Raw genomic sequence first — 22,366 nt, 5'->3', positions numbered from 1 at the left:
AAATTAATCAGTAAAATGTGCGGTATGGCGATGCTTTCTTGTTTAGATGATTTTTTGGCGACTCTTGATGAGGTGGATGGGACTGTCATTAAAATGGGTCTAAGCTCTGCTTTGGGTGAGCAGGAGCTGATGGCGGTGCATTATTTTTTAGATGCTCGTCATGTATCTTGCCCCATGCCACTATTGAGGGCAAAAGTCGCCCTAAAAACCATGTCGGAGGGTGAGTCTTTGTGCTTGCTTGCAACGGATAGGCATTCACAGACCGATCTGATGGCGTATTGCCAAAAAAACATGCTAGATATTAGGATGTGGCAACATGAGGTGGTTTTTTATTTTGTCATCACAAAATAATACCCTGATGTTTGGTATTGTAAAATTATGTAAACAGCCAAAATACGCCCTAGTATTTGGGTGGATTTAGGCTTACAATGAACTTGTTTAAATATTCTTGGTAAAGAAAATGCCCAAAAAATATGACGATTACGATGATTATAATGATTTTTATGGCGATGAGACAGAAGCGTATGAGGGATTTGCCACGCCTGTTCGCTCTCGCAAGATAGACGAGCTTGATGAATATTTGGAGGATTTGCCTTTTGAGGGGGCATCTGAGGATTTGGCAGGTTTTCATGACATCCATGATTTTGATGATGACTTGGAGGATTTAGAAGAGGATTTTAGTAAGGTGGGTGCTCCACGTTCAAAAAGACGCTCTACCACCGTAGATGATGGCAATACCCCCATCTATAACATGCCAACTCGTGAGCTTGTTCCTGCTATGCCTGTTGATTTGGCGACACCCGGTGTGAATTTGGGGGCGTATATTAATACCGTTCATCAGATTCCTATCTTAACCCCAGAGGAGGAGCGTGAGCTTGCCGATCGTTATTATCACGATGGCGATGTCGAGGCGGCACGATTGCTCGTCATGAGTCATTTGCGTTTTGTGATACATATTGCTCGTAGCTATTCAGGTTATGGGTTGTCGCAGGCTGACCTTATCCAAGAGGGGAATTTGGGGCTGATGAAAGCGGTCAAACGCTTTGACCCCACCAAAGGCGTGCGTCTTGTGAGCTTTGCGGTGCATTGGATTAAGGCGGAAATTCATGAATTTGTCATTAAAAATTGGCGAATTGTCAAGGTAGCGACCACCAAAGCTCATCGCAAGTTGTTCTTTAATCTGCGTAGCCTAAAAAAATCCAACAACCAGCTCACGCTTGATGAAGCCAAAGCCATCGCAAAAGACCTAAACGTTACGGTCAAGCAGGTGCTTGAAATGGAGTCCCGCCTAACCAGTTATGATGCTTCTTTTGAATTGCAAGACTCTGATGATGAAGACGGACGTTATGCTCCGCAGTTATTCTTAGAAGATGCCATCAATCCTGCTGAGGTGGTAGAAAATGATGACTGGGAAGAAAACACCGCGAATGCTCTTCAAGTTGCCATGCAGGGGCTTGATGACCGTTCACGAGACATTATTACCCAGCGTTGGCTTGCCGACCAAAAATCCACCTTACATGATTTGGCGGCGGTGTATAACATCTCCGCTGAACGAGTTCGCCAAATCGAAAAAAACGCCATGGATAAAATTCGTGAAGCCATGACGATGGACGATGTGCTGTTTGATTAAGGCTAAACTAAGAGGGTGTGATGAATTGGATAAAAATAGCGGGGCTAAATTTGGCATTGGCGGTGGCATTAGGGGCGTTTGGAGCTCACGGACTTAAAAAAACTGCTACGCCTTATGAGCTGGATATTTGGCATACGGCGACATTGTATTTGTTTGTGCATGGGCTTGGACTTTTGATGTTGGGTGCACTACATGCGGTGTCGGCATATCGTGTAAATGCAGTGGCTACCACGCTACAAATCGGCATTGGCATATTTAGTGGAACGCTGTATCTAATGGCATTAGGATTGCCAAAATGGCTGGGGGCAATCACGCCCATCGGCGGCACTTTGATGATAATTGGCTGGCTAATGCTGGTATTTATTAAACGTAGTGATAAATTGTGATTGATTTTTTTTGGGGTTTTTATTATAATGGGGGCTTTATGTGTTCCGTGTGGCTCGGATAGTGATTGATGAATAATCAATTAAAAATAGTATGATATGCGACTTTTTGGCCACCTAGTTTTTAGTAAAAAGTATGAGCCTATGTCATTTATTGGAGAATTTCCATGAGTAATAAACACCCTCTTGTTCAATACATCGAACAATCTCAACTAAAAGAACACCCATCATTTGCACCGGGCGACACCGTTGTGGTTAAAGTTCGTGTTCAAGAAGGCGACAAAGAGCGTCTACAAGCATTCGAAGGCGTGGTCATCGCTAAACGCAATCGTGGTCTTAACTCATCTTTTACTGTGCGTAAGATTTCAAGTGGTGTGGGCGTTGAGCGTGCTTTCCAACTTCACTCGCCAATCATTGGCAGCATTGAAGTGAAGCGTCGTGGTGATGTTCGCCGTGCCAAGCTTTACTACCTACGTGAGCGTTCTGGTAAGTCTGCACGCATCAAAGAAAAATTGGGTGCCAAAAAAGACGCATAATCTATGTGATGCCCAACATAAACTCCGTCTGATGGCGGAGTTTTGTTTTATGCTTATGCCAAATTTGTGCTGAGTGATGACGGATTTTTGGTTATAATATCCTTATAATATAACAATGAGGTGCCATCATGGAAAATGTCATTACCATTTATAAGCAAATCTATCCTTACCAATGTCCAGCATTGGCGAAGCTGGGCTTTAAGAGCATCATCAATTTACGACCTGATGACGAGGCGGCAGGTCAGCCCAAAAGCGATGAGTTGTTATCTAGTGCCAAGCGTGAGGGGTTGTCTTATTATCATTTGCCGTTTTCAAATGAGCAGTTGCATTTGGAATTGGTAAGAGATTTTGTGCATGTGCTGTCTGATATGCCAAAGCCTGTGTTGATATTTTGTGGGACTGGTGCTCGTGCCAAGCGTCTTTATCAGTCGGCGGTGGTCAGTGGATTGCTTTGATGAGATGATTTAAATTATTGCTTTAAAATTTGCCAAAATTATGCTATTTTTAGCAAAAAATCCTACAAGGTATCATCATGACTTTACTTACCCAAGAAGAATTTTGCAAACTTGCTAAGCAAGGCTATACCCACATTCCCTTGATTAAAAAACGCCTCATGGACGACTCGACCCCTGTGTCGGTATTTGCCAATTTGCGTAAATTTTACACTTCTGCTTATTTGTTTGAGTCGGTGGTGGGTGGCGAGCGTTGGGCAAGGTATTCTATGATAGGGCTGGGGTCTGATATGATTATCCAGTATCATGATGGCAAGGTGTTACTGACGGATAAACACAAAGGAGTAACTACCGAATATACGCAAAGCCCCTTTGATTTTCTTAGGGATTTTATGAAAAACTATCACATGCCCACCCAAACACAATTGCCTAGTTTGCCTACATTTAGCGGTGGATTGGTGGGGTATTTTGGGTACGATATGATACGTGTGATTGAACCATCGGTAGGGCAATCAAATGCTACGCACTCACTCAACTTGCCTGACATGTGGCTGACTTTATCTAATCAGGTGGTGGTGTTTGATAATTTGGAACACACTTTATCCATCGTTGTGTACGCCGACACTAACGCCAAAGACGGCTACAAAAAAGCTCTAAAAAACCTTGAAACCATTGAATACTTGCTTAGCCATAAGCCTGATTTGACCGTCAAAAAACAGCCCCTGCCACATTTTGTATCACAAACAGGGCAGGATAAATACTGCACAGACGTGGAACGCATCAAAGAATACATCAGAGCAGGCGATGTCATGCAAGTAGTGCCAGCTCAGCGTTTGACAGGCGAGTTTGACGGCGACCCACTAGCGGTGTATCGAGCACTTCGCTATCTTAACCCATCGCCATATCTGTTTTTGATACAAGGCGAGCTGTCAGATGACACGCCTTTTCATGTGGTGGGAGCATCGCCTGAGATTTTATCACGCATTGAGACTGTAGATAGTCAGCGAAAAGTAACGGTGCGACCTTTGGCTGGTACTCGTCGTCGTGGGGTAGATGTAGCGGAGGATTTGGCACTAGAAGCCGAGCTACTCTCCGACCAAAAAGAAATTGCCGAGCATTTAATGCTTATTGATTTGGGGCGTAACGACATCGGCAAGGTGTGCGACATTGGCACGGTCAAGGTTACGGACAAGATGTTTATTGAACGCTACTCGCAAGTCATGCACATCGCCAGTAATGTCGAAGGGACGGTGTCGGCTGACAAGGACGCCCTTGATGTTTTTTGTGCGACTTTCCCAGCAGGAACGCTGTCAGGTGCCCCCAAAATCCGAGCCATGCAAATTATTGATGAGGTTGAGCCTGTTCGCCGTAGCGTCTTTGGTGGGGCGGTGGGTTATCTTGGCTGGCATGGCAATATGGACACAGCGATTGCCATTCGCACGGCGGTACTAAAAGACGGACAAGTCCATATCCAAGCAGGGGCAGGCGTGGTAGCGGATTCCAATCCTATTGCCGAGTGGGACGAAACCAACAAAAAAGCCCTAGCCATCGTCAAAGCGGTTGAGATGGCGTGTGGGGGGCTTGATATTGGATAGTATTGGTTGATAAAATCCCCCTAACGGTATTAGGGGGATTTTTTGTGATACATCAATAATTAAACATCGCACTGATGGACTCTTCGTTGTTGATACGGCGAAGGCTCTCAGCAATCATTGGTGCGATGGTAACTTGACGGATTTTTGGACAGGCTTTGGCTTCGGCGGTCAAAGGAATGGTGTCTGTTACCACAATCTCATCTAAGGCGGAATTTTGGATATTTTCTAGGGCTTTACCTGACAGTACAGGGTGGGTAATATAACCAACCACACGACTTGCTCCCTTGTTTTTAAGGGCATCTGCTGCTTTGCACAGTGTGCCTGCGGTGTCTGCAATGTCATCAACAATGACGCAGTCTCGCCCTGCCACATCGCCGATGATGTGCATGACCTCAGATTCGTTAGCTTTGGCACGGCGTTTATCGATGATGGCCAGGTCGGTGTCGCCAAGCAGTTTTGCCATCGCTCTGGCACGTACCACGCCACCCACATCAGGAGAGACAACCATGAGGTTTTCGTAATTCTTTTGTTTTAGGTCAGCCAAGAAAACAGGTGTGGCATACAGGTTGTCCACAGGCACATCAAAAAAGCCCTGAATCTGGTCGGCATGCAAATCCACCACCATCACACGGTCAATCCCTGCAATGGATAGCATGTCTGCCACCACACGAGCTGAAATTGGCACACGGGCTGAACGTGGACGGCGATCTTGGCGTGCATAGCCAAAATAAGGAATCACAGCGGTAATGCGACCTGCACTCGAACGACGTAGAGCGTCAGCAAGTAGTACTACTTCCATTAAGTGGTCGTTGGTAGGGGCACAGGTGGGTTGTAGGATAAAAACGTCTTTACCACGCACGTTTTCTTTGATTTCAACGGCAATCTCGCCATCGGAAAAACGTGTGAGATTAGATTGGCTAAGTGGAATATGAAGGTGGTCAGCAACGGTTTGGGCGAGTTCAGGGTTGGCACTGCCTGAAAAAACAGCCATATATGACATGGAAAAATCCTATGATTGGATATTGGGTTTGATGTCATATTTTAGCACTTTTTGTATTAATTGCAAAGGCTCGGGGCTGTAAAATCTGTGTGGGTAAACCAGAATGCAAAAAAGCCAGTCTAGATAACTGGCTTTTAAATGGCAGAGGCGGCTGGACTCGAACCAACGAATGTCAGGATCAAAACCTGATGCCTTACCAACTTGGCGACGCCCCTATAACGGTGTGCTAAACAATTAGCTAAAATGGCAGAGGCGGCTGGACTCGAACCAACGAATGTCAGGATCAAAACCTGATGCCTTACCAACTTGGCGACGCCCCTAAATAATGCGACAATTATACCGAAAAATTTTAATTTTGCAACGACAAATTTTTTAAAATTAAAAATAATTTGTAACCTATTGAAATATATTATTTTTTAATATAAATTTTTGGTAAATATCGCAGGACAAGGAGCGTTATCAATCAGCTGTGCGATGGTGGTGTCATTGATGTTGTAAGGAAAAGGCAAAAACACCGCCGACCCTGTACCGCTCATGCGTGCTTTGGTGTGCGTCTGGGCGGAGACATCATCTAAATAGCCCATCGCTGTTGCTACTTGTGGGGAGAGTTCGAGTACCAAGGGGGTAAAGACATTGCCAAATAAGGCATTTGGCTCATAAAAATTGGAATTCATGAGTGTTTCTGTATCGTAAAGAGGGCAGTCTCGTCTTAGGTGCTCGCTGGCAAATAGCGTGGCGGTGCTGATGTGTTCATCTGGCATGAGAAGCAGGTATTGGCAGGGAGGTAGGTCAATGGGAGTTAATTTCTCGCCAATGCCTGTGGCAATCGCACCTGACTGGTGAGCGTGAGCGAAAATAAAAAACGGCACGTCCGCCCCAAGCGTGGCACCGATTTTTATGAGCTCGTCGGTAGATAAGCGAAGTCCCCAAAGCTCATTTAGGGCGATGAGTGTCGTGGCACAGTTAGAAGAACCGCCTCCTAACCCTGCCCCTGCGGGAATGCGCTTATCTAGGATAACTTGTACTGATGAAGCGTATGCTGGAAAACGCTTGGTAAGGGTGGTAACTGCCTTAACAATGAGGTTGTCATTAACATCATCAGTCAAATGTTCGCCCCCAATCAGCGTAACCATCTGAGAGCTGGTGGTGGAGCGAATGGTTAGGGTATCCCCAAAATCAAGGGCGGTAAACACGCTTTGTAGATGATGATAGCCATTATCTGCGTATCCTGTGATGTGCAAAAACAGATTGAGCTTGGCAGGCGAGAATAAAGTAAGTTCTTTCATGGTGTCTAGCTATGATGAATGAGCGATGGTCATGACGACACGATGTCCATCGGTGTGATTGATGATGAGGCGACTGGGAAGGGAGCTGTTTTTGGGGTATTCAAAAGTCGCTGTCCAGTTGTCGTTGGTGCTTTGTAGTAACTTGCCTTCGTCGGTGCTTGTGCTGGTGTCGTTTGTGGCAGGCTTGCCCATGACCCAGTAGGGAAGTTGGCTGATGGGAGCGTGCCAGCCTGTTGCCTTAAAAAGTAGCTCCTCTGGGCTATCTGCTGTGATTTCGCCCTTATCACTGATGAGTGTGGCTGTACGACCATCGTAGCGAATTTGGGTAGCTCCGATGCCGAGCACCCCTGTTAGGTCAATGGCAAAACGTTCGTCTTCTTGTGTCCAGCCATAAAACGCACTACCTGCCTGTTTGCCATTGGTATTTTGGGTGGTAATGCCGATTTTGCCTGTGATGGTAAAGCTGATTTTCTCGTCTGTGTTTTGTGTGATGAGTGGCGATGATGATTTTGGCAGGCTTTGACAGGCATTAAGCAATCCTACTAATACGGCAAGAGATAGGGCAATGATGTGTTTTTTCATAAATTTTTCCGAGTGAAATTTTGGAGGTGTCCTATAATAAGTGGTAAAGTTGGCAGGTTGGGTGGTAAATTTAGTATTCTTGTGCTTCGTTGCCTGTGTTGTTGGCACCAAAAGCAAAGCGATTTTGGAGGTCGCTAAGTAGGGCATATACTTTGTCGTGCTCGCCAAGCCCTTGATAGGCACGTAGTAGCACAATGCCTGCATTTAAATCTGGGGCGACTTCGTAGGGGGTTTCTAGGTATTCTAACACCGCCTTATAATCCCCCATCAAAAGTGCGTGATTGCCCAATACCACCAAAGCGTCCAGTTGTATCTTGGGGTCATAATTGGGATCGTCCGATTTAATTTGACTGATGGCAATGGCATCAGATAGGGCGGATTTATCATCGGGGCTTTGGTGTAGACGTAGCTTGATGTCTGCCAAACGATAAGCAAGATTAAACTCGTCAAGCTCTAATAATTTATCGATGGCAAAACGCTTGTCGTCGTCTGTTAGTTCGTTTTCTAATAATAAAAAGCTGGCAAACAGTAAACGGTCATCATCAGGGTATTCACGGTTGGCGGCGGTCAGCAGGTTTTGGGCTTCGGTTTTTTTGCCTTGACGCATTAAAATTTCTGCTTGCCACAAATAGCTATCTACGGTATAAATTTCAAAATCATCACGTAATCTGATGAGTGTCGCTATCGCCTTATCTACGTCATCTTTGGCAAGATAAAAGCCCACCACCTTAGTGCGTGCGTCTAGGACGTGTTCATAATCTTGGACACGTTCGTAGTATTCTTTGGCAACACTCATATTGCCTGTGCGTTCGTAGCTGATGGCAATGTAGTAGTTGGCACGACTTTTAAATGCTAAGTTGTCGAGCAGGGGGGTTAAAATGGCTCTGGCTTCGCTGTACTTGCCGATATCAAGACCTACCAAAGCAGTCAATAAGGAGACGTCAGGGTCGTGAGTTTGCCTGTTGGCAACTTGCAATAACTCCCATGCATGCCCCAATTCGCCTTGGTCGATGTCGTGGCGAATTTGGTATAGGTGTAATTCTTTGATGTGGGGCATTTCTTTGAGTTTTTGGCGAATAAATGCCCACATGTTGGCTTCTTGACCGCTTGCTTTTAGAATGTCGATTTTTAGGGTAATGAACGATAAATTTTGGGGGGCGGATTTTAGGGCTTTATTGGCATAAGCAAGAGCAGGAGCATAGTCGCCAAGCTGTAAGAGCAGACCTGCTCTTAGTACTGACAATGAGGGGTTATCATCGTCCATCATTTGTAGGGCGTAGAATAAGGAGCGTTGCTCATCAGGACTTTGGGGGAATATGCCTGTCAAAATCCCTGTCAAATCTGCATGACTGTCATAATCTAAAATCATGCCAATAGCGTCGCTGGCTTCGTGGTAATCCCCTGCTTTTAGGGCAAGATGTGCCACATAGAACCATGCAGGGATATGCTCTGGGTTTTGGCGTTGCCATGCACGGGCAAAGGCGAGCGACTGGCTGGGGGTTTCGTACTCGATGGACAGTGCCAAAGCACGTTCAAATACGGCGGTTGCATTGGTTTTAAAGCTCTCCGCTTTGTAGATGGTCAGGGCGGTATGAACCTGACCTCTGTCAATACCAAATTCTGCGGACAACAAGGCGTATAAATCAGGATAGCCAAGCATGGGCGTGCTGTCATGAGCGGTCAAGACATCATTAAAAATCACATCATCAAGGTCAAACATGCCAGTGGTAGGCATGTTCTCATCGGTGCTGTTGGGTAGATATCCCTCGTCGGTACCGTCATCGATGAACTGGTCAATGCTATCTATTTGTTGGGTTTTATCAGGTTGTGATGTGTCATGGCTTTCATCATAAAAGGGCAGTAGGATTTTTAATAAAGAGTCAAACACACCCGCCTGTGCTGCTGGTATGGGCTTGATAAAAAGACAAGACGACACCGCTAACACCAGCAGTGATGAATGCAGGTGTTTTTTGTGGGGTTTTTTAAAAGATGCTTTTAAAAATCGCTTAGGTGTCGGCTGTACCGTCATGACCAAAACCGCAAGAAAATTTGCCTATTATAAAATGAAAAGACATGTGCTTGCAATATTTGTAAGTGTGTCATAAATAAATTTAGGGAGAATTTTTTTTGGGGGGGGGGGGGGCGTCTGTCCATTGGCATTAACAGCGTGAATGCTCGGACAAAAAAAGACCCACCGAAGGAGGGGCGGTGGGCTGAGGAAACTAGATTTTATACCTTTAATAAAGATAAGTCAAATTTTTTCAAGTATTGCCTCAAAATTTTTGGCGGCAATCACGAGCGTGAGCTGTTGTTTAGTTCGTGCGTCATTTTTTCAAACTGTTCGGCAATCTCACGCTTGGGCGGAGCGGTCATGAGCGACACGACAACGGTGGCGATGACACTTGCCAAAAAGCCCGGCATGATAGAGTAGATGACTTTGTTGGCAGGTTCGCCCCCAATGGTAATCCCCCCATACACCCAGATGATGACCGTCAATGCACCGACCACCATGCCAGCCAATGCTCCATTGTGGTTCATGCGTTTCCACATGAGACTTAGTAGCACCAAAGGTCCAAAGGACGCACCAAAGCCCGCCCATGCGTGCGAGACGAGTTCAAGCACTGAGCTATTTTTGTCACCTGCAATGGCAATCGCTACCACTGCCACGACCACCACCGAAATCCGTCCGACTAGGATTTGGTTGGCTTCGGTGGCTTCTTTGTTTAAAAAAAGTTTATAAATGTCGCGTGTGAGCGAGCTACTCACCACCAAAAGCTGGCTTGAAATGGTACTCATGATCGCCGCCAAAATCGCCGCCAGTAAAAAACCACTCACGAGCGGGTGGAACAGCACTTGTGAAAATAATAGGAAAATCGTCTCAGGGTCGTCAAGCTTGATATTTTTGCCATTGGTATAAGCAATGCCTGCCAAACCAACCATCAACGCCCCAATGAGTGATAAAATCATCCAGCCCATGCCAATGGCAGTAGCAATCGGCACGTCTTTGACCGAGCGAATCGCCATAAAACGCACGATGATGTGCGGTTGCCCAAAATAACCCAAACCCCACGCCATGAGCGAGATAATGCCCATCGTGGTTACGCCATGCGTCCAATTAAAGACATCAGGATTGGCAAATTCTGCCACCGCCAAACCTTGACTTACCCCGCCTACCGCATCAAATGCCACGATAGGCACAAGGAGCATGGCAATGAGCATGATGACCCCTTGCACAAAGTCGGTCAAACTCACCGCCAAAAATCCGCCAAACAAGGTATAAGCCACAACCACGCCTGCCGTTACCCACAGCCCCATGTCGTAGCCTAGCCCGAGCGAGTTTTCAAACAGCTTACCACCTGCCACGAGGCTCGCTGCCGTATAAACGGTAAAAAACAAAATCACCACAAACGCCGACACAAGCCGTAGGGCGTGCGATTTGTCATCAAAGCGGTTGGCAAAAAAGTCAGGGAGCGTGATGGCGTTGTTTGCAATCTCCGTGTAAACCCGCAAACGTGGAGCAACGAGCAAATAGTTGGCAAACGCCCCAATTGTCAAGCCAAGTGCAATCCAAATAGACACCACGCCAGAGCCATACATATACCCCGGTAAACCCAAAAGTAGCCAGCCCGACATATCAGACGCACCTGCTGAGAGTGCCGTAACCGCAGGCGAGAGGTTGCGTCCGCCCAGCATATAGCCTTCCACGTCATTTTTTTGTTTAAAATAGGCATACACCCCAATGGCAATCATGCCAATAAAATATAAGGCAAGCGACACCCACACGCCATTCATAGCAAAATCCTTATGTGCGATGGTCTGCACAATTTATGTTAAAATTTATAAAACCATAAAACCCCAAATTATACCAAAATTTACCCCCAGACGACACAATACGCCCAAAATTCTAAAAAATGTTATGATTGGCAAAGTTTTATCATGTTTTGTAAAAAGTGCAAAAGTATTGTAAAAAATGCCATCAATCCTTGCCAAGCCCCCCATTTGTTACCAATAAACCCTCATTGCGATAAAAAATTCTAACACTTTTTAAGTATTATTTATTTTTACCAAACATTCTTGGCGTATCATACGCTCAATGCCAAGCAAGATGCATCGGCAGAAACCTCAACCCTTTAAAGAGAAAAACCATGAAAAAATCCATCCTAGCCTTGACCGCCATTTCATTCCTTGCTGGCAACCTTGCTTTTGCAAATACCGACACCAACAACAATTACCCAAAACACAACCCAGAATTTCATAAAGCCATTGGCGAGTGCATGGCAGAAGCTGGCATCAAAAAGCCTGAATTTAACAAAGATGACAAATCTACTGACGCCAAAAAAAGCGAACGTTCTACCAAAGCTGAACGTGCCCAAAAAGCCCAGAATGGCGAACGCCCAGAGCCACCCAAAGACGCACAAGGCAACCTGATTAAGCCACCATTTTCACATGGCAAACACCCTAAGTTTGAGATGACAGACGAGCAACGCACCAAAGTCGATGCGTGCTTGACCAAAAAGGGCATTGAAAAACCGCAACCACGCTCATAATTTAAAAAACCGCTCATCATTGGGTGGTTTTTCTTGTCAAAAATCCAACACTATGCTAAAATGAATATTTCATCTTCACGATGATAATTCCTGCAACGCTGGTCGCAAGCGTTGTGATTATTGAATTTATTTTGGAGTTCATCATGAGCTTTATTCTTAATGCGGTAGCACGTCCTACCGAATTGCAGGGCAAAGGTGCGAGCCGCCGCCTGCGTAAAGAAAACCTTATCCCTGCCATCGTTTATGGCAAAGGCGAGCCTGTATCTATCTCTGTTAAAAACAACGAGCTAGTGCGCGCCCTAGAAGAAGATGCGTTCTTTACCAGCACCATCACTTTGGCACTAGAAAGTGGTAACGAAACCGTTACCATCAAGGCACTACAACGCCACCCATCTAAGGGTATTCCACTACATGTGGATTTTGTGCGTGCCTAATTGCACCACCATCTCAAAAGCCAATGGGTCATCTGTTGGCTTTTTTGTTATGGTTAAATTTTAAAACCCAACTCTTAGAGCGGTTTTGTGTCATTGGCATAAATTGAATTTGGGTTTATTTGTAATCACTTTGGGTAAATTTATGATAAAACTGATTGTCGGCTTAGGCAACATCGGCAACGAATACAAGGACACACGCCACAACGCAGGATTTTGGTTTGTTGATGAATTGGCGGATAAATTTAACATCACGCTTAATCACGACAAAAAATTTCATGGCGATGTGGGGCGTGGGACAATCTTTGGGGCAGATGTGCGTTTGATAAAGCCGTCCACCTACATGAACCGTTCTGGCATGGCGGTTGCACCATTTGCTAAGTTTTATAATGTCAAAGCAGATGAGATTTTGGTGGTGCATGATGAGCTAGACATCGGTGCGGGCAGTTTACGCCTAAAACAAGGCGGTGGACACGGCGGGCATAATGGTCTAAGGGACATCACTCCTTACATCGGTGCAGACTTTTGGCGGCTGCGTGTGGGTATTGGTAGACCTGTGCAATCATCACAGGTCAGCAGTTGGGTGCTATCTAAGCCAACCACAGATGACCGTATCAGCATTGACCGTGCCATCGCCTGTGGCATTGATGCCTTAGAGCTTTTGATGAGCGGACAAAAAGACAAAGCTGTCAGCCTAGCCAATGGATTTAAGCTACCAACATGAGTGATTTTTGGCATTTGTTTGATAAACCAGTGCGTCTGCTGGCTCCGATGGAGGGACTGACCGACCCTTTGATGAGACGTATTTTAACGCACATTGCTGTGGAATTGGGGCGAGGATATGACTGGACGGTCAGTGAGTTTATCCGCGTTACTCATTATCCTCTGCCAGCTCATACGTTTTATAAGTTTGTACCAGAGCTTCATCAAGATGGTAAGACATCTAGCGGTACGCCTGTGCATGTTCAGCTACTTGGCAATAACCCACAAACCATCAGCGAAAGTGCGATGGTGGCGGTAGGTCTGGGGGCATGTGCCATCGATTTAAATTTTGGTTGCCCTGCCAAGACGGTCAATAACCACAAGGGTGGCTCGGTTTTACTTGATGAGCCTGAGACCATGTTTGCCATCATTCACGCCACAAGACAAGCTGTTCCTAAGCACATTCCTGTGTCTGCCAAAATTCGCTTGGGTTACACAGACACTTCTTTAATGCAGGAGATTGGCTGTGCCATCAAAGAGGCAAATACAAGCTGGCTGACGGTGCATGCTCGCACAAAAACCGATGGCTACAAACCGCCCGCCTACTGGGATAAGATTACGCATTTTACAGGTCTTGGCATGCCTGTGATTGCCAATGGCGAGATTTGGACTGGCGATGATGCAAGACGGTGCGTGAGTGAAGCTGACACGCCTCATCTGATGCTTGGGCGTGGTGCGGTAACTTATCCTGACTTGATTGCCAATATTGATGATCCCAAGGCATGCTTAACGTGGCAGGAGCTCATCTCTTATCAAATTGAATTTTTAAATGACGACACAGATAACCAAAACGGGCTGATTGGGCGTTATAAGCAGTGGCTTGGCATGCTTACAGGTGGTTATGATGAGGCAAAACTATTGTGGGATATCATCAAGCGAGAGAAAAGTAAAGAGAGTATCATCGACTGTTTAAAGAAGTCTGCGAAGTTGCCATGATAATAAAGCCATTTATCAAAATGATGATAAATGGCTTTATGGGGTCTGGCGACTAATCAGCCTTTAATCCGCTCAATATTGACCCCAAGCGATTTGAGTTTATGCTCGACATTATCATAACCTCTATCGATGTGATAAATGCGGTCAATGATGCTCTCGCCCTCAGCACACGCTGCCGCCATAACCAGCGACATGGACGCACGTAAATCGGTTGCCATGACAGGAGCGGGGCTAAATTTTTCTACGCCCGTAACGATGGCGGTATGTCCGTCAATGCGGATGTTTGCCCCCATGCGGTTAAGCTCTGGCACGTGCATAAAGCGGTTTTCAAAGATGTTTTCGATGATGGTGCTGGTGCCGTCCGCCAAACAGCAGACCGCCATAAGCTGAGCTTGCATGTCGGTGGGGAAGCCAGGGTGGACTTGGGTGCGAATGTCCACCGCTTTGGGGCGACCTTTCATCACGGCACGAATCCAGTTGTCGCCTGTGGTGATGGTGGCACCCATTGCCTCAAACTTTTTGAGGACGGGGTGTAAATGCTCGGCAGAGGTGTTGGTGGTGAGTACATCGCCCTCACTCATCAATGCCCCAGCCAGATACGAACCTGTCTCGATACGGTCAGCAATGACGCTGTACTCACAGCCGTGCAGACTCTCCACGCCCTCGATAATCATGGTGGGTGTGCCAATGCCGTCAATTTTGGCACCCATCGCCACCAGCATATTTGCCAAGTCTACCACTTCTGGCTCACAAGCACAGTTTTCTAGGCGAGTTATCCCTTTGGCAAGTGAAGCTGCCATGATGACGTTTTCGGTACCACCGACCGTTACCATATCAAAGGCATAATCGCAACCAATCAAGCGACCGCCAGCGGGGGCGTGGGCTTTGACGTAGCCGTTTTCGACATTGATGGTCGCACCCATTGCCTCAAAGGCTTTTAAATGCTGGTCAACAGGGCGTGAGCCGATAGAACAGCCCCCCGGTAGTGAGACTTCTGCCTCCCCAAAACGCCCAAGCAACGCCCCCAGCACCAAAATGGAGGCGCGCATGGTACGCACGAGTTCATAAGGGGCATAGTAGTTGGCGACATGGCGAGCGTCTGCGATGACGGTATTGCCCTCTTTTTTGATGTTGACACCCATGCCAGCGATGAGCTTGATGAGCGTGTCGGTGTCTTTTAGGGTTGGGACGTTGTGCAGTACGGTCTCATCGTTTGGAAGGAGCATGGCTGCCAGTAGGGGGAGCGAAGCATTTTTACTGCCAGAAACTGCCACTTCGCCTGCAATGCGACTTTTTCCGATGATTTTAAATTTATCCATAAGTTATCTCTTATAAAATAAAAATGATAAATACCCACAAAGCATTTGTCATGATAGGGTTAATGAGATTGGCGAGCTTGATATTCAGCAGGCGTGAGAGCGTGAATGGTTAAGGCGTGCATCGCACCGCTTTGAATGTGTGAATTGACAACGGCATATACCGATTGTTGGCGTTGGACGAGGCGTTTACCCTCAAAATTCTCATCAACAATCAACACTTCAAATTTGTTGCCTTGATTGACTGCTTGAATCTCGGCATTGGGGAAAGTGGGACGTAATAGGGCGATTAAATCATCAGAATTCATAATATTCACTTTTATTAATAAATCAAACAAAGCATTATATCAGATTTTTTGGGGTTTTGGGTGTTTGGTTTAAGGCTTATCGGTGTTGTTATATAGGTCGACATAGCTTGATGTGGGCGAGCCTTCCATTTTTATGATGGGGGCGTTGGGGTTGGTGGCGTTTGGGTAATCTCCTTGATAGCTACTTTGTGAATAGGTGTTTGTGGTGCTTGGGTAGCTACTACCGCCTCCTACGGGCGTGGCTGGGATAAGCGAGGAGTTGCCACCATAAATCACGCCTCCTGTGTTAGCCTGATTATCCAGTGCTGGCTGATTGCCAAGCTGTGCAAATGTTGCTCTGGTGCCAAATATCTTAATGCCCTCCATGCCTTGTGTGGACTGTATGGCATTTAGAATGATTTGTTCTTGTTCGGCGGTCAAAAAGCCAAGTAAATACGCCATGTTGTTACGCACGACCAATTTATATTGGGAGGATTTGATACTACCAGCACTGACGATTTTGGCGATGATTTTGGATTTTAGGTAATTTTCGTGCAAGGTATGGCTTTGGGCTTTGGGGGTGGCGGAGATGATGAGGTGGTCATGGACTTTTTTGACGTCATTGATGGAGGCAATCATGTTGGCAACATCTTGTCGAATCTGCTCGCTGGGTACTTCGCCAGTCAGAATAACCTCTCGGCGAAAGCTATCAACGGCAATGCGTACGTTATGGTCGCTAACACCATGGATGCTTGGTAGATTTTTATAGCTGGTGCGTTCGATGGCCTCATCGCTAATTCTCTCAGGTATGGTGCGATACATGGCAGGTACGCCATAGTAGCCACTTTGGGAGGTGTTCTTGGCGGTGCAAGCGGTAAGTAGTGCGACAGCACAGACGATGCTGGCTAAGACTTTTGGGGTGTGGTACATCATTTATCTCGTTTTGTTAGCTCTTATCATTCTACCAAAAACGCATTTTTTATCCAATGAATTTTTGGATAATTTTCGTGATTTATCTGGTTTGACCCAGATGTCTGATGTTCAACATCAAAACCAATCACATCAAAGCGACAGTCCATGCCATCGTACTGGGGGTGGTGTTGCAGGAAGTGGCTAGCGGTATTGATGATTTTGCGTTGCTTGCTTGGGGTGACAGACTCAATCGATGAGCCAAACTGACTGCGTTTACGAGCTTTTACCTCAACAAATACAAGTGTATCTTTGTCTTTGGCAATGAGGTCTATCTCGCCAATACGGTGGGCGACATAATTGGTGGTAATGATGGCAAGACCTTGATTGATAAGGTGTTGTTGTGCCAGTGCCTCGTAGATGTTGCCGATGTTTCTCATAAAATACAAATCCCAAATAAATTACAAAATGTTGCCAGTTTTTATTATAATACCAGTAAAATTTATCGGATAACATCATGAAATTAAGAATTTTAAGCGTGGGACATAAAATGCCTGCTTGGGTGCAGACAGGCGTGAGCGAATACCTAAAACGTGTACAGCCCATGATGACGACGCAGATGGTGGAAATCCCTCCTGCCAAACGCATTAAAAATCCGTCCCTTGCCGAGATTGACAAATACAAAACCTCTGAGGGGCAAGCCATTTTATCTGCTCGCCAGCCCAAAGAAGTGCTGTGGGTACTTGATGTCAAAGGTAAAATGCTCTCTACCGAAGCCTTAGCGGATAAATTAAAACACGCCATGACGGACGGTCAAGACATAGCAATCGTCATTGGTGGGGCGGACGGCGTGTCAGCAGAGGTGCTGGCGAATGCGGATTTTAAATGGTCGCTGTCGGATTTGACCTTGCCGCACCCGCTTGTTAGGGTGGTGCTGACCGAGCAGATTTATCGTGCGATGAGCATCATCAATAATCATCCCTATCACCGAGAATGATGTTGTAGGATACTTCTTAATGCGATTATCGGAATTTTTAAATGAAAAATTTATCAATTTCGCCTATAATAAGCAATTTTGTCAATTTGCTTACCCATGCAAGTCATTCATTTAGATTCGCACTCGCCAAATACACTACCGCCTCATGTGCTAACCATCGGAAATTTTGATGGTGTGCATTTGGGGCATCAAGCCATGCTAAATGTACTGCACGCCACCGCCAAAAAACACGCTCTAAACACAGCGGTTATGGTGTTTGAGCCTCAGTCCAGAGAATTTTTTAATCCAAAAAACCCCCCAGCTCGCCTGACGAATTTTACCGAAAAAGTTGCTCTGCTTGATGGTTTTGGGGTGGATTTGGTTATTTGTGTGGACTTCAATGAACATTTTCGTCAGTTATCTGCCACAGATTTTGCAGGTATTTTAAGTAAACTTGGGACGCATCATTTGGTGCTTGGCGATGATTTTCGTTTTGGGCATGACCGCATGGGCGATAAGGCGTTTTTGCAAAATTTGGGGTTTTGTGTACAAAATTTACCCACCGTCAACGAGGCAGGGGAGAGAATTAGCTCTACTGCTGTGCGTGAAGCACTTAGCCAGGGCGATTTGGTAAAAGCAAGCCGTCTGCTGGGTCGTGATTATGCCATCAAAGGCGAAGTGGTGCATGGCGATAAAATAGGGCGAACGCTTAATTTCCCAACCGCCAATATCTCTTTGGGTCGTCTAAAACCTGCCTTGCAGGGGGTTTTTGGGGCTGATGTCATCATTCATCAAGTAGGGCAGACGACAAAAGCAGATGGTGGTATTAAAGGCACACGCCCAAACAGCCTATTTGGGGCGGTCAATGTCGGCATGCGTCCTAGTGTGCAAGGGGCAGATTATCGCTTGGAAGTACATTTGCCTGACTTTCGGGGCGATTTGTATGGGGCGAGCTTAGAGGTAATTTTTACGCATTATCTGCATGGCGAGAGGCGTTATGGTAGTCTTGATGAGTTAAAACAAGGGATAAGTCATGATGTGGCACAGCTACTGGCATGGCAAAAATCTAAGTGTGGCAATGATTAGATTTTTGGAATAGTCCTAAAATTGCCGTTTTAAACGCCTGATAACCAAGCATTGGCACGCTTTGGGTTGATGTTTGGGTGTTTTTGATAAAAAATGTTATAATAATCCACCGTATCGATTTATTTTTATTATTAATTAGTCTGTCATGAAATTAGCCGTCATCGGAGTCAATCACAAAACTGCCCCTATCTCCCTGCGAGAGAGGTTGTCATTTGGCTCGGATTTACCACAGGCGGTAGCAGACATTCGTGCATTAAATGAGTCGGTATCAGGAGCGGTTATTGTCTCTACCTGTAACCGCAGTGAAATTTATGTGGGGTTTGATGATGAGTGGCGTGCAGATGATGAGGCTGTCATTGACACGCAAGCAAGTCCGTTGTGTGCGTGGTTGGCGGATTTTAAGGGTTTGACATTGTCAGAAATCTCGCCATTTTTATATGTTTATGAAAATGATAGGGCGTTGAATCACTGGCTACGTGTGGCATCTGGACTTGATTCGATGATTTTGGGCGAACCCCAGATTTTTGGACAAATTCGTCAGGCTGTCTCCGTGTCAAAAGAAGTTGGTGGTGTGAGTCGAGAGTTTGATTGGCTAACCCAGCAGATTTTTGCTGCTGCACGCACGGTTCGCCGTGATAGCAAGGTGGGACAGCAAGCGGTAACACTTGGGTTTGCTACTGCTAAGTTGGTTACACAAATTTTTGATAAACCTCAAAATACCACACTGCTGATGGTAGCAGCAGGCGAGATGAATCGCTTGGTGGCTCATAATGTGGCAAGTTTGGGCATGACAAATATCATCATCGCCAACCGCAGTCCGGAGCGAGCCGAGACTTTGGCAGATGAGCTGACAACAATGGCACATGACGCAGGGCGAACGGTTCATGTGCGATGTGTGGGGTTAGATGAGCTGGCACAGGTGCTTACTGAGGCAGACGTGGTTAGCAGTTGTAGCGGTAGCATGAATGCACTCATCACACATCAAATGATAAAAAACGCCCAAAAAATCCGCCGTCATCGTCCGATGTTGCTGGTAGACTTGGCAGTACCCAGAGATATTGAGGCAAGTGTATCAGCCATAGATGATGTGTATTTATATTCGGTAGATGATTTGCAACATGTCATTGAGGGCAATCTAAACGAACGAAAACAGGCGGCGGTAGAAGCAGAACTGATGGTCAGTCAGCTGGCACTAAATATAGAGAGTCAAATGCAACTTTTGTCCGCACGTAGACTTATTGCTGATTATCGTGCTCTGGCACAGACGCATAGAGATAGACTGCTCGCCCATGCCAAACATCGCTTATCCTGTGGCGATGACGTGGGGAGCGTGCTTGATGAATTTGCTTATCGCCTGACAAATACACTCATGCACTCGCCATCTCGACTGATTCGTGCCAGTGCCATACATCAAGACGCAGAAGTGCTGGATATGGTGGCAGATGGCTTAATGGATTATCGTGAAAAGCAAGTGTGATTTAGGAGATTTGGCATTTGATGAATTGTCATTCAAAATCATCAAGCGTCATTTTTAACGCCCTAAAACAAATATCCATGTCAAAACCTCGATATTGCAAAAACCGCAATTGACGGGCTTTTTCTTTGGGGTCTTTGGGCGGGGTGTCGCCATATTTTTTACAGCGAGCCTCAACCGCCAATTTGAGCCAGTCTATTTCATCACTTCTATCATCATTTTCTAAAATTGTGCCGTCCGCCACACTTTCCACATCGCTCATGGCGATGAGTGTATCCATACCTCCAAAATCTTTGGCGTCTAACCCTGCTTTTTTGAGCATTTTGGCAAGGTGCTGTACGCCACGTCCTTTGCGTACTGATTCACGCACGAGCATGGTGGCACAGCGTTCGTCTGATTGGTAGCCTTTTTCGGCAAATTCGCTAAGTAATTCATCAACCGCCACACTGTCGCAATCTTTGGCGAGTAATTTATTTTTTAATTCAAAGCGAGACAGTTCTTTTTTGGACAAATAATAAAACGCCAGCCATCGCAAATAGCGAGTTTGCCTATCAGGAATGGCTAATTTTTCAATCTCAACTTTGCTTAATAATTTTAATAAATTATCATCAAGCACCGTTTGGGTATTGTCATTTAATAATAAATCTACCGCAGATGGCTTACTGTTACTTTTTTGGGATTGGCGCTTATGTGGTGGATTGGCTGGGCTGGTTTGGGAGATGGGTTTTTGGGTGTTTTTAATCGGTGTTGTGGGTTTTTTTAAAGACTTTTTGGTGTTGCTGTCTTTATTATTTGTGATGTTGGGTTTTTTGGCATTGTTATTATCCGCATTATCACTATTTTTATCAAAAGTTTTGGCAGACACAGGCTCTCCCATGTCTGCTAAAATCTCGTCCAATGTTTTGATGACTGGCGTTTTGATGTTTATGGGTTTATCCATAAAGGTTTAGTCGTCCATGCCTTCGACATATTCTGGCACGTCATCAGCATCATCGTCCGAGTGGGTAGCGGTAACGTTTGAGAGTTTAGCTTCACGGATTTTGGCTTCGATTTCTTGGGCAATGGCTGGGTTATCCGCCAAAAATTGACAAGCATTGGCTTTGCCTTGACCGATTTTTGTACCGCCATAAGCGTACCAAGCTCCTGATTTTTCAACAATATCAAGACTTGCTCCCAAGTCCACAATCTCGCCCAAGCGGTTGATGCCCTCGCCATACATGATGTCAAATTCGGTTTGGCGGAAAGGGGGAGCCATTTTGTTTTTGATGACTTTGACACGAGTTTCTGAGCCAAGAACAATCTCTTTATCTTTGGCGTCTTTAACAGAGCCGATACGGCGAATGTCAAGGCGTACAGAGGCGTAGAATTTTAGGGCATTACCGCCTGTGGTGGTCTCAGGCGAGCCAAACATCACACCGATTTTCATGCGGATTTGGTTGATGAAAATCACCATGCAGTTGGAGCGTTTGGCGTTGCCTGTGATTTTGCGTAGGGCTTGGCTCATCAGACGTGCTTGTAGCCCCATGTGGCTGTCGCCCATCTCGCCCTCGATTTCGGCTTTGGGAGTCAGAGCGGCGACCGAGTCCACCACAATCAAATCCACCGCCCCAGAACGCACGAGCATGTCCACGATTTCAAGGGCTTGCTCGCCATTGTCGGGCTGTGAGACCATGAGTTCGTTTAGGTTTACGCCCAATTTTTTGGCATAAATGGGGTCTAGGGCGTGTTCTGCGTCAATAAAGGCACATTTGCCACCCTGCTTTTGGCATTCAGCAATCGCTTGTAGGGTGAGTGTGGTTTTGCCCGAACTCTCAGGACCAAAAATCTCAATGATACGACCTTTTGGCAAGCCACCAATGCCAAGTGCGATGTCTAGTCCCAGCGAGCCTGTAGAAATCACATCGACATCTACTTTTACCGAGTCATCGCCCAGATTCATGATGGTGTTTTTACCAAATGCCTTTTCAATTTGGGCAAGGGCGACTTGCAGGGCTTTTTCCTTGTTGACTTCAACGTTGTCTGTTTCTTGGTTTTTGGGTGCTTTTGCCATGAGATTTTACCTATAAGACTTAAAAATTTGTGTTAAATTAACTTCAATTCATGTGAAAAATTTTGCCTATTTTAGCACTTTTTTGGATAAAATGGCGGTAAATTTTACGTTGTTGCAGTAAATAATTA

General features: G+C 45.8%; 24 protein-coding genes and 2 tRNA genes. 13 read left to right on the top strand and 13 right to left on the bottom strand.

Annotated elements, in window-relative coordinates:
- Positions 1 to 30 precede the first annotated feature (30 nt).
- The 6 genes from Q4B79_RS06035 to trpE all read left to right on the top strand — a co-directional run bounded on the left by Q4B79_RS06035 (position 31) and on the right by trpE (position 4,596).
- Positions 31 to 351 carry a sulfurtransferase TusA family protein gene (locus Q4B79_RS06035; RefSeq protein WP_303085528.1) on the top strand — a complete coding sequence of 107 codons (321 nt, stop codon included), beginning with the start codon at positions 31 to 33 and terminating at the stop codon, positions 349 to 351.
- 400 nt (positions 352 to 751) lie between these two features.
- Positions 752 to 1,630, top strand: a complete 879-nt coding sequence (gene rpoH / locus Q4B79_RS06030) for an RNA polymerase sigma factor RpoH (protein WP_303085543.1) — start codon at positions 752 to 754, stop codon at positions 1,628 to 1,630.
- A 20-nt stretch (positions 1,631 to 1,650) separates the two neighbouring features.
- Positions 1,651 to 2,016 carry a DUF423 domain-containing protein gene (locus tag Q4B79_RS06025; RefSeq protein ID WP_303085527.1) on the top strand — a complete coding sequence of 122 codons (366 nt, stop codon included), beginning with the start codon at positions 1,651 to 1,653 and terminating at the stop codon, positions 2,014 to 2,016.
- Positions 2,017 to 2,180: 164 nt separating this feature from the next.
- Complete coding sequence (gene rplS, locus Q4B79_RS06020; RefSeq protein WP_303085526.1) at positions 2,181 to 2,549, top strand: 50S ribosomal protein L19; 369 nt, start codon at positions 2,181 to 2,183, stop codon at positions 2,547 to 2,549.
- A gap of 128 nt (positions 2,550 to 2,677) precedes the next feature.
- The gene (locus tag Q4B79_RS06015) at positions 2,678 to 3,004 is read left to right on the top strand and encodes a sulfur transferase domain-containing protein (RefSeq protein WP_303085525.1); all 327 of its coding nucleotides are present in this window, start codon (positions 2,678 to 2,680) and stop codon (positions 3,002 to 3,004) included.
- Between the two features lie 77 nt (positions 3,005 to 3,081).
- Entirely contained in the window at positions 3,082 to 4,596 is a 1,515-nt protein-coding gene (gene trpE / locus Q4B79_RS06010; RefSeq protein ID WP_303085524.1) for an anthranilate synthase component I, read from the top strand.
- Positions 4,597 to 4,648: 52 nt separating this feature from the next.
- Here trpE and Q4B79_RS06005 read toward each other — a convergent pair whose 3' ends face one another.
- The 7 genes from Q4B79_RS06005 to putP all read right to left on the bottom strand — a co-directional run bounded on the left by Q4B79_RS06005 (position 4,649) and on the right by putP (position 11,256).
- Entirely contained in the window at positions 4,649 to 5,596 is a 948-nt protein-coding gene (locus tag Q4B79_RS06005; protein WP_303085523.1) for a ribose-phosphate pyrophosphokinase, read from the bottom strand.
- 139 nt (positions 5,597 to 5,735) lie between these two features.
- Positions 5,736 to 5,811: transfer RNA gene (locus tag Q4B79_RS06000), tRNA-Gln, on the bottom strand.
- 29 nt (positions 5,812 to 5,840) lie between these two features.
- Positions 5,841 to 5,916: transfer RNA gene (locus tag Q4B79_RS05995), tRNA-Gln, on the bottom strand.
- Between the two features lie 96 nt (positions 5,917 to 6,012).
- Positions 6,013 to 6,882 (bottom strand): 4-(cytidine 5'-diphospho)-2-C-methyl-D-erythritol kinase, encoded by an 870-nt coding sequence (gene ispE / locus Q4B79_RS05990; protein ID WP_303085522.1) that lies wholly within the window; start codon positions 6,880 to 6,882, stop codon positions 6,013 to 6,015.
- 9 nt (positions 6,883 to 6,891) lie between these two features.
- Positions 6,892 to 7,464, bottom strand: coding sequence for a lipoprotein insertase outer membrane protein LolB (lolB, locus tag Q4B79_RS05985; RefSeq protein WP_303085521.1), 573 nt, complete (start codon positions 7,462 to 7,464; stop codon positions 6,892 to 6,894).
- A gap of 70 nt (positions 7,465 to 7,534) precedes the next feature.
- Positions 7,535 to 9,493: a tetratricopeptide repeat protein gene (locus Q4B79_RS05980; protein ID WP_303085520.1), complete on the bottom strand. Its 1,959-nt coding sequence runs from the start codon at positions 9,491 to 9,493 to the stop codon at positions 7,535 to 7,537.
- Positions 9,494 to 9,756: 263 nt separating this feature from the next.
- Positions 9,757 to 11,256, bottom strand: a complete 1,500-nt coding sequence (gene putP, locus Q4B79_RS05975; protein WP_303085519.1) for a sodium/proline symporter PutP — start codon at positions 11,254 to 11,256, stop codon at positions 9,757 to 9,759.
- Between the two features lie 353 nt (positions 11,257 to 11,609).
- Between putP and Q4B79_RS05970 the strand changes: the two genes are divergently transcribed.
- The 4 genes from Q4B79_RS05970 (at position 11,610) to Q4B79_RS05955 (ending at position 14,140) form a co-directional block, all read left to right on the top strand.
- Positions 11,610 to 12,011 carry a hypothetical protein gene (locus Q4B79_RS05970; protein WP_303085518.1) on the top strand — a complete coding sequence of 134 codons (402 nt, stop codon included), beginning with the start codon at positions 11,610 to 11,612 and terminating at the stop codon, positions 12,009 to 12,011.
- Positions 12,012 to 12,154: 143 nt separating this feature from the next.
- Positions 12,155 to 12,445 carry a 50S ribosomal protein L25 gene (rplY, locus tag Q4B79_RS05965; RefSeq protein ID WP_303085517.1) on the top strand — a complete coding sequence of 97 codons (291 nt, stop codon included), beginning with the start codon at positions 12,155 to 12,157 and terminating at the stop codon, positions 12,443 to 12,445.
- 142 nt (positions 12,446 to 12,587) lie between these two features.
- Positions 12,588 to 13,166, top strand: coding sequence for an aminoacyl-tRNA hydrolase (pth, locus tag Q4B79_RS05960; RefSeq protein WP_303085516.1), 579 nt, complete (start codon positions 12,588 to 12,590; stop codon positions 13,164 to 13,166).
- Entirely contained in the window at positions 13,163 to 14,140 is a 978-nt protein-coding gene (locus tag Q4B79_RS05955; protein ID WP_303085515.1) for a tRNA-dihydrouridine synthase, read from the top strand. The genes pth and Q4B79_RS05955 overlap by 4 nt, the downstream gene beginning before the upstream one ends.
- 56 nt (positions 14,141 to 14,196) lie before the next feature.
- Here the strand turns inward: Q4B79_RS05955 and murA are convergent, their stop codons facing one another.
- The 4 genes from murA to Q4B79_RS05935 all read right to left on the bottom strand — a co-directional run bounded on the left by murA (position 14,197) and on the right by Q4B79_RS05935 (position 17,092).
- Positions 14,197 to 15,459: a UDP-N-acetylglucosamine 1-carboxyvinyltransferase gene (murA, locus tag Q4B79_RS05950; protein ID WP_303085514.1), complete on the bottom strand. Its 1,263-nt coding sequence runs from the start codon at positions 15,457 to 15,459 to the stop codon at positions 14,197 to 14,199.
- Between the two features lie 59 nt (positions 15,460 to 15,518).
- Complete coding sequence (locus Q4B79_RS05945; RefSeq protein ID WP_303085513.1) at positions 15,519 to 15,764, bottom strand: BolA family protein; 246 nt, start codon at positions 15,762 to 15,764, stop codon at positions 15,519 to 15,521.
- Between the two features lie 69 nt (positions 15,765 to 15,833).
- Positions 15,834 to 16,676, bottom strand: a complete 843-nt coding sequence (locus Q4B79_RS05940) for a BON domain-containing protein (protein ID WP_303085512.1) — start codon at positions 16,674 to 16,676, stop codon at positions 15,834 to 15,836.
- Between the two features lie 23 nt (positions 16,677 to 16,699).
- Positions 16,700 to 17,092, bottom strand: a complete 393-nt coding sequence (locus Q4B79_RS05935) for a YraN family protein (protein ID WP_303085511.1) — start codon at positions 17,090 to 17,092, stop codon at positions 16,700 to 16,702.
- A gap of 77 nt (positions 17,093 to 17,169) precedes the next feature.
- Between Q4B79_RS05935 and rlmH the strand changes: the two genes are divergently transcribed.
- The 3 genes from rlmH to hemA all read left to right on the top strand — a co-directional run bounded on the left by rlmH (position 17,170) and on the right by hemA (position 20,191).
- Positions 17,170 to 17,649, top strand: coding sequence for a 23S rRNA (pseudouridine(1915)-N(3))-methyltransferase RlmH (rlmH, locus tag Q4B79_RS05930; RefSeq protein ID WP_303085510.1), 480 nt, complete (start codon positions 17,170 to 17,172; stop codon positions 17,647 to 17,649).
- Positions 17,650 to 17,745: 96 nt separating this feature from the next.
- Positions 17,746 to 18,714 (top strand): bifunctional riboflavin kinase/FAD synthetase, encoded by a 969-nt coding sequence (ribF, locus tag Q4B79_RS05925; protein WP_303085509.1) that lies wholly within the window; start codon positions 17,746 to 17,748, stop codon positions 18,712 to 18,714.
- Positions 18,715 to 18,859: 145 nt separating this feature from the next.
- Positions 18,860 to 20,191 (top strand): glutamyl-tRNA reductase, encoded by a 1,332-nt coding sequence (gene hemA / locus Q4B79_RS05920; RefSeq protein WP_303085508.1) that lies wholly within the window; start codon positions 18,860 to 18,862, stop codon positions 20,189 to 20,191.
- A 28-nt stretch (positions 20,192 to 20,219) separates the two neighbouring features.
- On the opposite strand, the gene Q4B79_RS05915 is transcribed toward hemA, so the two are convergent.
- The gene (locus Q4B79_RS05915) at positions 20,220 to 21,128 is read right to left on the bottom strand and encodes a regulatory protein RecX (protein WP_303085507.1); all 909 of its coding nucleotides are present in this window, start codon (positions 21,126 to 21,128) and stop codon (positions 20,220 to 20,222) included.
- A gap of 6 nt (positions 21,129 to 21,134) precedes the next feature.
- The gene (recA, locus tag Q4B79_RS05910) at positions 21,135 to 22,238 is read right to left on the bottom strand and encodes a recombinase RecA (protein ID WP_303085506.1); all 1,104 of its coding nucleotides are present in this window, start codon (positions 22,236 to 22,238) and stop codon (positions 21,135 to 21,137) included.
- Between the last annotated feature and the right edge of the window lie 128 nt (positions 22,239 to 22,366).

This window comes from Moraxella sp., from assembly GCF_030525845.1.
Taxonomy (GTDB): Bacteria; Pseudomonadota; Gammaproteobacteria; order Pseudomonadales; family Moraxellaceae; genus Moraxella.
Note: the sequence above shows the minus strand (reverse complement) of the source record. Positions and strands in the feature narration are given on the sequence as shown.